Below are 13,042 nucleotides of genomic sequence, written 5' to 3'. Positions count from 1 at the left end.
AGCTTGCAGGCCGGGGTGGTGAGAACCTACCGACTCGAGGCCCTAGAAGGAGCGGATCCGTGAGTTTCGATGCAGTCAGTCGCCGAAAATTTCTCGCGCTCGGCGGCGTGGGCGCAGTAGCGCTCGCACTGGCGTCCTGTGGACGCACCACAGTCCCCGGCGCTCAAATGGTCGGACCCCCGTCCGGTGTGCCGGCGGCGCCGCCGGGACCCGGCGATGTCGTGCACGGCCGCAGCGGTGGAAGTGTCGTCACCGCGTGGACCGCGGAGGGCAACTCCTACGACGCACAACTCGGCTACGACCTGCATTCGTGGGAGGCGGTGACGAGCCTGCTCTATCTCCCGCTGTTCCGGTTCGAAGGACAGGCGGGAGGGGCCGCGCCCGCAGCGGCAGCCGCGCTTCCGGAGATTTCCGAGGACGGCACTCGGTACGTCATTCGACTTCGTCCCGACGTCAAGTTTCACAATGGACGGCCCGTCGTCGCCGACGACTACGTGTACGCGTGGCGGCGACTCCTCGATCCGGCGACAGAGTCTTGGGCCTCAGGCTATTTCGGCTCGATCGTGGGAAGTGAGGACTATCTCGCCGGCATCTCGACCGCGCTTCCCGGCGTCTATGCGCAGGATGATCTCACCCTGATCGTGGAGCTGTCGGCGCCGGACGTGACGTTCACAAGTTTGATGGCCCAGCCCTATGCGGCGGCCCTGCCGAGGGAGGAGGTCGAACGCCTCGGTGAGGAATTCAGCCGGACGCCCGTGGGCAACGGACCCTTCATGATCACGTCGTACGACACCAAGAACCGGCGGTCGGTGTTCGTCCGCAGCCCCTACTATCCGTGGCCGGGACTGCCGTTTCTGGACGAGGTCGTCTACCGATGGGGCATCGATCCCTCGATGCAGTTCCTGCAACTCCAGAACGGCGATGTCGACATCCTCGGCGAGGGGCTCACGCCGACCATCGCCGAGCGGGTGCAGGGTAATCCGGAACTGCGAGAGACGTACACGAAGTTCATCCCCGTTCTGGGGGCGGGCTGGGCGGCTCTCAACGTCGCGACCGACAAGCTCGCGGATCCGCGTGTCCGGCAGGCGCTCAATTGGGCCACCGACAAAGACCAGTTGGCCAAATACTCGCGCGGACTGCAGAAATCCTGGGGGGCGATAATTCCCGAGGACGAACCCGATTACCAACGAATTGTTCCGCCGTACTCGTACGATCTCACGCGCGCGAAGGCGCTCCTGAAAGACGCCGGCGTCGATTCCCTGGAACTCGAATTCTTCTGCAATGACGACGACTATTGGAAATCCGCCAGCCTCGTATTGCAGCAGCAATGGGCAGAGATCAATGTAGACCTCAACATCACGACGCTCAGTAACGCCGCATTCTGGACGGCTTTGGACAACGGCGAGGCGGATGTTTTCGGCCGGCAGTTCTACCAGGTTCAGCCGACGGGACTGGATATTCTCGCAAGCAATTTTGTGACAGGGGCGTCGTCGAATTTCCAGGGATATTCCAATCCTCGAGTCGACGACCTGGCGGGCCGTTCACTGGCGAGCCTGACGCGCGAAGAGAGCAATGCGCACCTTGCGCGCGCCGAAGCGCTCGTGGCCGAGGACGCGCCGGGTGTATTCATCGGCAGTCTCCAGTTCTATGCGATGCGGTCGCCGCGGGTCCAGAACTACCAAATGCGGGCCGAGACCGGCACCTACTACGACCGAATCTGGGTGTGATGTGAGTACCATTGTTGCGGCAGCCGTCCGGGACGAACACGTCGAAGTGCCTGCCAAACCGGCGAGGACGGTTCGGCGAAGCAAGTTGCTCTACATCGGCCTTTCCCTACTCGGCCTCCTCATTCTCTTCGCAGCCGTCTCGCCGCTGTTCGGATCTCCCTATGTGCTCCACCGGGACGGCCTGACGGATCTGGGAAGCCCCCTGGGCATCCTGTCACCCGGCCACCTCGCGGGCACGGACTCGCTCGGCAGGGACCTCCTCGCCCGGAGCGCGTCGGGACTGCGGGCGACGCTCGTGATCGCGATCGCGGCCAACGTCACGTCGATGCTCGTCGGCACGGTGGTGGGTCTGATCGCCGGATCGTTCGGACCCGTTGTGCAACAGGGACTCATGCGGGTGGTCGACGTGTTCCTCTCGATTCCCATCGTGCTGTCCGGACTGGCTCTGGCCAGTATCGTCGGCCGCGGAATGTGGGGCATCGTCGTCGTGGTGACGGCCCTCTACTGGGCGTGGACCGCGAGACTCGTCTACGGCGAGGTACTGCGTTTGCGCGGTAGAGGATTCGTCGAGGCCGCCGCGGTCCACGGCGTCGGCAAGCTGACGATCCTGCGGCGGCACATCCTCCCGCACATCTCCACCGTTCTCCTCAACATCGCGGCACTCAACGGCGCAGCTGTCGTGGTGATCGGCGCCGGACTGTCCTACCTCGGCGCCGGCATCCAGCCGCCGCAGCCGGAACTGGGCAATCTTCTGGCCAGTGGGTCCACCGCGATCGACTACGCGCCGCATCTGTTGCTGGTACCGCTTGTCCTGACCATCGCCACGGTTCTGTCGTTCGTGCTCATCGCCGAGGGCATCAACCGTCGCAACTCTCTCTCGGAGCGGCAATCATGGCTCGATATCTGATCACACGGGTGCTCTATGGTGTGCTGACCATAGCGCTGGTGATTCTCCTGACCTTCATGATCCAGTACATGCTTCCCGGCGATCCCGCCCGCACGATTGCCGGGCCACGGGCAAGCGAGGAGGTACTCGCGGCCGTCCGGGAACGGCTGCATCTCAACGATCCACTCGTCCTGCAGCTATGGCAGTACTACTCGTCGGTGTTCACCGGAGATCTGGGCGAGTCCTACACACGACACCGCCCGGTGCTCGACCTGATCCTGGAGAGACTGCCGGCCACCGCACTACTCGCGGTCACGGCACTGGCCGTGGAGATGATTCTCGGTGCGTCCCTCGGGCTCTGGGAGGCGCTGCGTCCCACCCGGAGCTGGGCCCTGGCGGCCACCAATGTCGCCCTGCTGTCGATTCCGCCGTTCGCGCTGGGATTCCTGCTTCTGCTCGCCTTCGGCTACCTCGTCCCGATCTTCCCGGTGGACGGCGGCACCGGGTTCTCGCACCTGGTGCTTCCTGCGCTGACGCTCGGGGTGCTCGGCGCCCCGTACTACGCGAACGTCGTTCGAGACGGCATGAAGGATGCCCTCGCGTCGTCGTTCACGCGAACGGCTGTCGCCAAGGGCCTGTCGAGGCGCTACGTCGTGTCCCGGCACGTCGTCCGCAACGCACTGCCCCCGTCGATCACGATGCTCGGGATGGACGTCGCGATCATGTTCTCGGGCGTCGTCTTCGTCGAGGCCATCTTCGGCTGGCCGGGAATCGGCGCCCTGCAGACCGAGGCATTCGCCGACGTCGACCGACCGGTGCTGACCGGCACGGTGATCGTGGCCGCTGTCCTCGTCGTTCTCGGAAATCTTGCTGCCGACGTCATCCGAGCGTTGATCGATCCCCGAGCGAAAGTGGGCGCACTGTGAATGCACCGTCGGGCGCTCCGAGCGCAACCGCGGTCGGCCCGGCCCTGGCCGCACCGCGTGTCATCGGCAGTGATGTCGTCGTCAGCGATCTGTCGATCTCCTACGGCAGCTACTGCGCGGTCCGCGACGTCGGTTTCGAGATCAAGGCGGGCACCACGATGGCCCTCGTCGGCGAGTCGGGCTCCGGGAAGTCGACGATAGCGCTCGCAGCGAGCAGGCTTCTGCCACGCGGCACGACGATCGATTCCGGCTCGATCTGCGTGAACGGCAGGGACGTCGTTCGGATGCAGGGGAACGAACTGCGCGAGATGCGCGGCGATACAGTGGCCTACCTCGCCCAGGACGCCCTGGCGGCTCTCAATCCCGCGGTTCGCATCGGGCGGCAGGTGAGCGAGATCTACAGCGTTCGCGGGGGTGACAGGAAGGCCGTTGCGGAAGCGAAGGCGATCGCCGCCCTGGCCCAGGTCAACATCAACGATCCGGAGAGAGTGGTGAGGATGTATCCCCACCAACTCTCCGGGGGTATGCGCCAGCGGGTCATGATCGCCATGGCGCTGGCGTTCGAGCCCGCACTGCTGATCGCTGACGAACCGACCACGGCGCTCGATGTCACGGTGCAGGCCGAGATTCTCCAACTGATCGTCGATCTCCAGGCGCGAAACGGCCTGACGTGCCTCTGGATCACCCATGACATGTCGGTGGTCGCCGAGATGGCGGACTCGGTCACCGTGCTGTACGGCGGCCGGATGCTCGAATCGAGCGACGTGTACTCGATGTTCGACACTCCGCGGCAGCCCTACACGCGCAAACTGCTCGACTGTTTTGCCAGCGGGCGTTCCGCGAAGCCGAAAGAAGCGTTCAGCGCGATTCCCGGAAGCCCTTCCGCGCACTCGACCACGTCCGGCTGCCCATTCGCATCACGATGTGACCGAGCAGATGACGTCTGCGTCTCGGAGACACCCCGGTCGGTCGAACTCGCCCCCGACCACTGGGTGGCGTGTCACCACCCACTCGACATCGAGACCGAAGACGACGTCAAGACGCCGGCACTCGCCGCTAGCAGAGGTGGACAATCGTGAGTAGCGTCGATACGCCCCTGGTCGAGGTCCGTTCGGTGTCCAAGAGTTTCGGCTCGGCCAAGGTGTTGGACGGGGTGTCCTTGCTCGTCGAGCGTGGCAAGACCACCAGCCTGGTCGGCGAATCCGGTTCGGGGAAATCCACCTTGGCGCGGATCGTCACCGGCCTGGAGACATTCGATTCGGGAGAGCTGCTCTTCAGTGGTGCGCCCCGTCCGCGCCGGGGGAAGGCGGCACGCGAGTTCCGGCGCACCGTGGGGGTCGTCCTCCAGGACCCGTACGACTCGATCGATCCGAGATTCACGGTCGGTGAGGTCGTCGCCGAGCCGCTGCGCGCTCAGAAGCGTTACCGCGCAGGAGGAAAAGAACGGGTCCGCGAACTACTCGACCAATGCGGAATGTCGGAGGTCGGAACGGACGCTCACGTTCATCGGCTGTCCGGCGGACAGCGACAGCGAATCTGCATCGCCCGTGCGCTGGCGACAGATCCCGACTTCATCGTGTGCGACGAACCTACGTCGGCCCTCGATGTGTCCGTACAAGCCCAGATCCTGAATCTACTTCTGCGGTTGCAGCGCGAACGCGGTCTCGCCTACCTCTTCATCACGCACGACATCGACGTGGTCCGGCGGATCAGTGACCGTGTCGCGGTGATGCACCGGGGCCGAATCGTCGAGAGCGGATCCGCGCACGACGTCACGCAGAATCCGCAGGACGCCTACACGCAGCGACTACTGTCCGCGGTCCTGGGTTCCTCACCGCACACACGAAAGCTCTCGTACCCGTACTCGTCACACACCTCCTAGGACGGACATGTTCGAATTCACCGCAATCGATTCCTCACTCGCGATGAGCGACGGGGTCCCGCTTGCGTTCACGTTGTACCTGCCGGTCACCGACGAGCCGGTTCCCGTGCTACTCGAGGCGTTGCCCTACCGCAAGGACGATCTGCTCGAACGGGTGCACTACCAGCGATTCTGCGCAGAGTTCGGGTTCGCCGTCTGCCGGGTGGACGTGCGCGGCACCGGTTCGTCGGGCGGACTGGCCACGGACGAGTACCCGCTCAGCGAACTCGACGACATGGCGTCCCTGATCGAGTGGCTCGCCGGACAGGAGTGGTCGAACGGATCGGTCGGTATGTTCGGCTGGTCGTACAGTGGCTTCAATTCCCTGCAAGTGGCGGCCGCCCGTCCGGCAGCGCTGAAGGCGATCGTGCCGATCTACTCCTCCGACGACCGCTTCAACGACGACGTGCACTACATGGGTGGCGCGATGCGTGCCCTCGACCTCGTCGACTACCCGTCGTTCATGATCGCGATGAACGCCATGCCACCGGTCCCGTCTCTGTGGGACGGTGACTGGCGCGAGGAGTGGCGACACCGGATCGAGAGCAATGAGCCGTGGGTCTTCACGTGGCGAAGTGAGCAGCGCCGGCAGCCGTACTGGCAGGACGGATCGGTTCGACCCGACTACGCCCGCGTCACATGCCCCACGATGATCGTGGCCGGATGGGCGGATGGCTACCGCAACAATACGTTTCGCACGGTAGAGGCTCTGGAGAATGCGGGGACCCCGTGGAAGCTGCTGATCGGTCCGTGGAGTCACATGGGCGCGGAGCTGTCCCTTCCCGGTCCCTGGATCGATCTGACCGCAGAGATGGCCAGGTGGTTCGATCGTTGGCTTCGCGACGAGCAGAACGGGATCGACGCCGAACCGCAGGTCACGATCTTCCACCGGCGCTCGACCGCGCCGGAACCGGATCTCCGTGAGGTCAACGGGACGTGGCGGGATCACATCGGACCACCGCTGGCGGACACGAAGACGCTCGAATTCGATCTCGGCACCGGTTGCGTCACCCATGCGGTGATCGGTGACGTCGGAACCGCCGCGTGGAACAGCTGCGCGGGATCGCTTCCCTGGGGCCAGCCGACGGACCAGAGGTATGACAATGCCGCGTCGATGACATGGGATTGGCCCGCGGACGACCTTCATCTCTACGGTCACCCACGCCTGCAGCTGCGAGTGCGCGCCGACCAGCCGGTCGCGTTCGTCTCCGCCAAGCTGTGTGACGTGGCCCCGGACGGGACGTCGTCACTGATCACGCGCGGCTTGCTGAACCTCACCCACCGCGGCGGGTACGACAGCGATCCCGTGGCGCTGGAGCCCGGCGAGTGGGTGGATGTCGAGATCGAACTCGAAGCCACCGCATGGAGTCTCGACGACGGCAGGCAGCTCCGTCTCGCCGTCACCGGAAACGACTGGCCGAACGTGACGGCGCCGCCGCGGCCCGTGACTCTCGAGATCGACCGCGACGCGTCGAACCTGCTGTTGTCGGTGATGGAGTCGATCGACGACCTTCCCGAGTCGAACCTGCCCCATGTGCATCCCGAGTCGTTGCAGACCGGCGACGGCGTGACCTGGAGAGTGGAGCGTGACGTGCTGGCGCGCACGACCACCTGCCGCACGGCACACGGTTCGCGCTGGACGAGCACCAAGGGCTTCGCCTGCAGCGAGGAGTACAGCGGAGAGGTCACGCTCGATCTCCGCACATTCGATCAGCGCATCGAGGCGTTCGCCCGGTTCGAGGTCGACTATCCCGAGGATCGGACTGCGACACAGTCGACGATGACCGTGTCGACGTCGCCCACCCATTTCGACCTCGACGTTTCAGTCGAGGCCTTCGACGACGGAGAACCGTTCGCGCAGAAGCATTGGCACCACACCGTTCGCCGAGACCTCGCGTGATCGCGACCCGCTACTCGACACGCGAGGTCGAGGACCCGAATGGACAGATCCCAGCTGACAACTCTCGACCGTCCCGATCGATTACCCCTTCCCGTTGGAGTGTTTGATGTCTTCTTTTCCTGTTTCCGGTGAGCTCGCTGTTCGCGCTGCCGAGGTCCTGGCGCGGCTCGGGGCCGACGCCCCGTCCAGTCCCGATGGTCCTGTGGTGTCGCGGAGTCCGATCAATGGTGAGGTGATCGGCCGGCTGGAGGCCAGTACCGCACGCGAGGTCGACGACGCCATCTCGTCGGCGGCGCGCACGTTCGCCGACTGGCGGCTGGTGCCCGCACCGCAACGCGGGGCGGTCGTCGCCCGCCTCGGGCAGCTGCTGACCGAACACAAGGACGACTTCGCCTATCTGGTCACCGTCGAGGCCGGCAAGGTCACCTCCGAGGCGCTCGGTGAAGTGCAGGAAATGATCGACATCTGCCAGTTCGCGGTCGGACTCTCACGCCAGTTGTACGGCAAGACGATGGCCTCCGAACGGCCGGGACACCGACTGTCGGAGACCTGGCACCCCCTCGGGGTGGTCGGGGTGATCTCGGCATTCAACTTCCCCGTCGCGGTGTGGTCGTGGAACACCGCGATCGCCCTCGTCGCCGGAGACACCGTGGTGTGGAAGCCCTCGGAGATCACCCCACTCACCGCGCTCGCCTGCGACGCACTGCTGCGCCGGGCCGCCGCCGACGTCGGCGCCCCCGCCGGCATCCATCACCTGATCCAGGGCCCGCGCGAGGTCGGGGAACGACTCGTCGACGATCCCCGCCTCGCCCTGCTCAGCGCCACCGGATCGGTGCGGATGGGCCGCGAGATCGGCCCCCGCGTCGCCGCCCGTTTCGGGCGGAGCCTGCTCGAACTCGGCGGCAACAACGGGGCCGTCGTCACCGAACACGCCGACCTCGACCTCGCGGTACGCGGCATCGTGTTCTCCGCCGCCGGCACCGCCGGACAACGGTGCACCAGCCTGCGCCGACTCATCGTGCACTCCTCCGTCGCCGACGAACTCGTCGACCGCATCGGCAAAGCCTACGAGCAGCTTCCCATCGGCAGCCCCCTCGACGAGACCACCCTCGTCGGCCCCCTCGTCCACCGGGCGGCGTTCACCGCCTTCGAAGACGCCCTCGCGAAAGCGAAAGCCGACGGCGGCGAGATCGTCACCGGCGGCGGAACCTGCTTCGCCGACCAACTCGACGACGCCTACTACGTCGAACCGGCCCTCGTCCGGATGCCCGCGCAAACCTCGGTCGTGCACGAGGAAACCTTCGCCCCCATCCTCTACGTCCTGACCTACGACGACTTCGACGACGCGATCGCGTTGCACAACGAAGTACCCCAAGGACTGTCGTCGGCGATCTTCACCACCAACCAACGCGAAGCGGAACGATTCCTGTCCGCCGACGGCTCAGACTGCGGCATCGCCAACGTCAACCTCGGCACCTCCGGCGCCGAGATCGGCGGAGCATTCGGCGGCGAGAAAGAAACCGGCGGCGGACGCGAATCCGGCTCCGACGCCTGGAAAACCTACATGCGACGATCCACCAACACCGTCAACTACTCCACCGAACTCCCACTCGCCCAAGGCGTCAACTTCCTCTGACACCGGAACGTATCGAGCTGAACGAGAGGGAAATGCGATGACGAACCTTCGATCCGACACCCAGTGGGACTCGGTGAGCGCCTGGGACGACGACCCGGTGGTCGCGTCGTGGAACGGTCTTCCGGTGTTGGAACAGAATGTCACGGCCGACGTGTGTGTCGTCGGCCTCGGCGGATCGGGTCTCGCGGCGATCGGCGCCCTGGTCGAACGTGGGCTGCAGGTTGTCGGCGTCGACGCCGGTCGGGTCGCGGCCGGCGCGGCGGGGCGCAACGGCGGCTTCCTCCTGGGCGGCCCGGCGACGTTCCTCCACTCGTCCCTCACGACCTGGGGGACGTCGTCGGTCGATCTCTATCGCGCGACTCTTCTCGAGTTGGACCGGCTTGCCGAGATGCTGGGTCCGGAGGTCATCGCACGGACGGGCTCCATTCGCCTCGCGGGATTGCCCGGCGAACCGGTCGACGACGCCGAGGCCGCCGACCGTGTGGCGGAACTCGTGGATTGCGCAGCACTGGAAACGGTGCTGCGTGAGCACGACATTGCTGTCGAAGAATACGACGGCGAGCTCGGGCGCGGCCTGTTTCTGCCCGACGACGCGGCCATGAACCCCTCCCGTCGAGCTCTGGGGCTGGCGTCACTCCTTCGGGGGCGGGCCGGCCTGTACGAGCACTCGCCTGTCACCGCCGTGGAGAGTGGAAGGGTGACAACAGAACACGGTTCGGTCAGTGCGCCTGTCGTCATTGTCGCGGTGGACGGCAAACTCGAACAGGTCCTCCCGGACTTGCAGGGGCGGGTCCGGACGGCACGCCTGCAGATGCTCGGGACGGCGCCGGGGCTGCCCGAACGCCTGTCGTGTCCTGTGTACGGACGCTGGGGATACGACTACGCCCAGCAAGCCGGCGATGGGCGCCTGTTCGTCGGGGGCGGGCGAGACCGTTTCGTCGACACCGAGTGGACATTCGACACTTCACCCACTCCGGACGTCCAGGGTTACATCGAACGAGTAGCGGAACGTATGGCGGGCAGGCCTGTCGACGTCGTTCGGAGATGGGGTGCGTCCGTGAGTTACACCACCGACGGCCGACCCCTCTGCTCCGAGGTTCTTCCCGGTGTCATCGCCATCGGTGGGTACAACGGCACGGGAAACCTGGTGGGCCCCGTCGCTGCCCGCGCGGCTGTGGCACTGGCACTCGACTCGACGACACCCCCGGTGTACTTCTCCGCCTAGCCGGCGAGGGGGGGAGGGCCGACGGCCCTCCCCCCTCGATCGCAACCGCGCGAACGCCGTATTCCGGTGTGTCAATCCGCGAATCGGTTGACGTCGAACAACTCCAAGGGGAATTCAGGGGTCGATCCGCAACTGAGATCGGCGGCGATTTCCCCGATTACCGGTGCAAATTTGAAACCGTGACCAGAGCACGCGGAGATGACCGTCACGTTCCTGTAGGCGCGTGGATTTCCGATGACGAAGTGTCCGTCGGGTGTGTTCGTGTACATACACACCGCGGCCCGCACGGGGCGCGAACCCAATCCGGGCAGATAACGACGAACGAGGTCCCGCAACGGAGCGGTGTCCTCGTCGTGGACCACACGATCCAACTCGTCAGGGTCGGTCTCGCGCCCGCCGAGATGGAGCGCGATCTTGACCGTCTCGCCGTCCATGCTGGGGAAGCCGTACCACCTACCTTCCGGACTGTCCCTCAGAAATACCGGGAACCGGTCCGGCCCGAACTGTGTCGGATCCTCGGCCGGGAACCATGCGAGTATCTTGCGCTCCACAGTCAACGGGAGCTGGGCGGCAGGGAGAAGGCCGGGAATCCAGGCGCCGGCCGCGACCACGACGTGGTCGGCTCGTATGACCTCGTCATCGAGTCGCACGAGCACCGTGTCACCGGGACCGTCCTCGATACCCAGGACGCGGCTCTCGGGCCGCACAGAGGCACCCAGTTCGCACGCACGGCGTGCTGCACCGGTGATCGCCAACTCCGGCCTAATCACGCCGGCGTCCTTCTCCCAGATGGCCGTATCCCCCTCACCCAATCGCTGAGTAGGAAACCGGGTACCGAACTCGGCCGGGTCGAGAATCTCCTGGGTGAGGGCATGGACCTTGGCTGCTTCGAGGGAGCCACCCACGATCACGCCGGTCGAGGGGCCGATGCTGAGGCCCCCGGTCATCGTCAGGACGGGTTCGCCGATTTGCTCACCGAGTTCCTGCCATCCTCGGAGCGCGGCCCGGAGCATCGGGACATACGCCGGATCCTCATGATATGCGGTTCTGAAGATGCGCGACTCGCCGTGCCCGGAGCCACGATCGTGCCCGGGAGTGAACTGCTCGAGACCGACGGCAGGAACACCCCGCTCCGACAGTCTCCACATGATTGCGGAGCCCATCGTGCCGGTACCTATCACGGCGACACTGGTCCTCGTCGTAGTCATCGAGCACGTACCAGCGCGTATTCGCCGGCGGGGGAATCGGTCATGATCACAAGCCCTCTCGAATGTGCAGTACCTCTGTCCCGGCAGATAGTGGTGCCGTCGAGCGCATCCACTACCTGCCGACCAGATATGTTGCCATCCCATGACTCCGCACCTGAGTCGCCGAACGTCGTGCGCTCGAACATTCGGTCACACGGGAAGTCGCCTCGCCACTAGCCGAAGCTGACGCCCTGTTCAATTCCGAGCTGCGTCAGACTTTCTCGCAGCGATGCGTCCTGCTGCGCGCGATACAGCGCCTCGGGGGTGTGCACTTCCCGTTCGAGAGCGCCCGCGAACCAGTCGATGGTGTAGTCGGCGCCGGTGTTCGTGGTGTCCTTCGTGCCGTTGCCGGACAGGTTCGACTGGAAGATCCCGGCCGCGCTGCGCGGAAGGAAGTCCTCGTACACGATCGGTGTGGCCACCAGCGTTCCCGACCGAACCAGTGCGGCCGGATCGCGGTCCGCCACACCGGAGGGGGAGTGCGCGTCGCCCACGCGGTACGTGAAATACGCGAGCGCCTCCTCCTCGAGACCTGCTTCCGTGGTGGGGAAGTCGGAGGCGTCCCACACCGACCTCCCGGCATCCTGCCACGACGAACCGTTGCGTGCGGCGGCATCCGTCTCCGCCATCAGCGCGTCGTACCGTTCCCGGCCGCGGGGAGTGAGCGCGATTCCGCGCGACTCGACCTCACCGAACCGCACCCGCAGTGTGCCGTCGACGACCTCACCGTTCGATTCACGGAACTTGCGGGGCTCCGCGAGGGCCCGGAACGAGGTTTGCCGGAGCAGAACGTCGGGGCCGTTCCATCTCGGCGGGCCCTGGATCTGGTCGATCATCTTCAGGCCGCGTCGCTGCATCCGGGTGTAGAGCTCGTCGATGTCCAGGACGCGCGGTGTCAGGTGATTGATGTGGGTTCGGGTGACTCCGCCGATGTCGGCGGCCACGGCCGAGACGTGCTCCAGTTCGGCGTACCACGCACGATCGGTCGGCTCGGACGACAACTCGAATGCGGAGGTCGCCAAGTGGACGAACGTATCGGCCTCGGCGGAGGGAAGACCGCGTTCGGCGATGGCACGCTCGGCCAGCGTGAGTAGTTCCTCGCCGAACAGTGCGCGTCGGCCGAGGAACGTCTCGAGCCGGCTCTGCAGGTCTTCGGAGAAGAAGCGGCGATCGTCGACCGCGAGCATCGACGTGAACACCCGAAATGGGTTACGTGCGAGTTCGTCGACCTCGATCGGCCGGAATGCCGTCGACACGACCGGAACTGCGCTCCGCGCTGCGTCGCGCAGGTCGTAGAACCCGACGGGCTGCATACCGAAACCGGCGAAGATCGTGCCGACCTCACGGAGTTCCCGGGGAGTGCCCACGCGGATCGCGCCGTGTCTCTCGGCGGTCACCCGGCCGATGTCGCCGAGCCGCTCCGCGTCGTCGCGCCCGGCGACGACGGCTGTGTTGATGTCCTCGCACACGTCGACGAGTGTGGCGTAGGCCGGTACCTCACGGCCGTACATCGAGGACAGAGCGGCCGCGAATCGCGCCCGCAACTGCCAGGTGGGGATTACGGTCATACTTCT

At 65.6% G+C, this 13,042-nt stretch carries 10 protein-coding genes; 8 read left to right on the top strand and 2 right to left on the bottom strand.

What is annotated here, in order from left to right:
* Window positions 1-188 precede the first annotated feature (188 nt).
* The 8 genes from RJ1_RS14420 to RJ1_RS14385 all read left to right on the top strand — a co-directional run bounded on the left by RJ1_RS14420 (window position 189) and on the right by RJ1_RS14385 (window position 10,221).
* Window positions 189-1,727, top strand: a complete 1,539-nt coding sequence (locus RJ1_RS14420; RefSeq protein ID WP_162850352.1) for an ABC transporter substrate-binding protein — start codon at window positions 189-191, stop codon at window positions 1,725-1,727.
* A 1-nt stretch (window position 1,728) separates the two neighbouring features.
* Window positions 1,729-2,634: an ABC transporter permease gene (locus tag RJ1_RS14415; RefSeq protein WP_073360905.1), complete on the top strand. Its 906-nt coding sequence runs from the start codon at window positions 1,729-1,731 to the stop codon at window positions 2,632-2,634.
* Entirely contained in the window at window positions 2,619-3,539 is a 921-nt protein-coding gene (locus RJ1_RS14410) for an ABC transporter permease (RefSeq protein ID WP_073360904.1), read from the top strand. Before RJ1_RS14415 ends, RJ1_RS14410 begins: the two co-directional genes overlap by 16 nt.
* The gene (locus RJ1_RS14405; RefSeq protein ID WP_083400600.1) at window positions 3,536-4,618 is read left to right on the top strand and encodes an ABC transporter ATP-binding protein; all 1,083 of its coding nucleotides are present in this window, start codon (window positions 3,536-3,538) and stop codon (window positions 4,616-4,618) included. Before RJ1_RS14410 ends, RJ1_RS14405 begins: the two co-directional genes overlap by 4 nt.
* On the top strand, window positions 4,615-5,421 hold the full coding sequence (locus RJ1_RS14400) for an ABC transporter ATP-binding protein (protein ID WP_073360902.1): 807 nt from the start codon (window positions 4,615-4,617) through the stop codon (window positions 5,419-5,421). Before RJ1_RS14405 ends, RJ1_RS14400 begins: the two co-directional genes overlap by 4 nt.
* 7 nt (window positions 5,422-5,428) lie before the next feature.
* Window positions 5,429-7,360, top strand: a complete 1,932-nt coding sequence (locus RJ1_RS14395) for a CocE/NonD family hydrolase (RefSeq protein ID WP_073360901.1) — start codon at window positions 5,429-5,431, stop codon at window positions 7,358-7,360.
* A gap of 106 nt (window positions 7,361-7,466) precedes the next feature.
* The gene (amaB, locus tag RJ1_RS14390; RefSeq protein ID WP_073360899.1) at window positions 7,467-8,996 is read left to right on the top strand and encodes an L-piperidine-6-carboxylate dehydrogenase; all 1,530 of its coding nucleotides are present in this window, start codon (window positions 7,467-7,469) and stop codon (window positions 8,994-8,996) included.
* A gap of 37 nt (window positions 8,997-9,033) precedes the next feature.
* Window positions 9,034-10,221 (top strand): NAD(P)/FAD-dependent oxidoreductase, encoded by a 1,188-nt coding sequence (locus tag RJ1_RS14385; RefSeq protein ID WP_073360898.1) that lies wholly within the window; start codon window positions 9,034-9,036, stop codon window positions 10,219-10,221.
* A 71-nt stretch (window positions 10,222-10,292) separates the two neighbouring features.
* Here RJ1_RS14385 and solA read toward each other — a convergent pair whose 3' ends face one another.
* Both solA and hglS read right to left on the bottom strand, forming a co-directional pair.
* Window positions 10,293-11,429, bottom strand: coding sequence for an N-methyl-L-tryptophan oxidase (gene solA / locus RJ1_RS14380; RefSeq protein ID WP_073360897.1), 1,137 nt, complete (start codon window positions 11,427-11,429; stop codon window positions 10,293-10,295).
* Between the two features lie 212 nt (window positions 11,430-11,641).
* Complete coding sequence (gene hglS, locus RJ1_RS14375; RefSeq protein WP_073360895.1) at window positions 11,642-13,036, bottom strand: 2-oxoadipate dioxygenase/decarboxylase; 1,395 nt, start codon at window positions 13,034-13,036, stop codon at window positions 11,642-11,644.
* Window positions 13,037-13,042: the final 6 nt, after the last annotated feature.

Source organism: Rhodococcus jostii NBRC 16295 (genome assembly GCF_001894825.1).
Classification (GTDB): Bacteria; Actinomycetota; Actinomycetes; order Mycobacteriales; family Mycobacteriaceae; genus Rhodococcus_F; species Rhodococcus_F jostii.
This window is presented reverse-complemented; position numbering and strand designations above follow the sequence as displayed.

Coding starts and splice junctions, on each gene's coding strand:
- solA (WP_073360897.1), bottom strand. CDS start 11,429: ATGACTACGACGAGGACCAGTGTCGCCGTGATAGGTACCGGCACGATG.
- amaB (WP_073360899.1), top strand. CDS start 7,467: ATGTCTTCTTTTCCTGTTTCCGGTGAGCTCGCTGTTCGCGCTGCCGAG.
- RJ1_RS14395 (WP_073360901.1), top strand. CDS start 5,429: ATGTTCGAATTCACCGCAATCGATTCCTCACTCGCGATGAGCGACGGG.
- hglS (WP_073360895.1), bottom strand. CDS start 13,036: ATGACCGTAATCCCCACCTGGCAGTTGCGGGCGCGATTCGCGGCCGCT.
- RJ1_RS14385 (WP_073360898.1), top strand. CDS start 9,034: ATGACGAACCTTCGATCCGACACCCAGTGGGACTCGGTGAGCGCCTGG.
- RJ1_RS14410 (WP_073360904.1), top strand. CDS start 2,619: ATGGCTCGATATCTGATCACACGGGTGCTCTATGGTGTGCTGACCATA.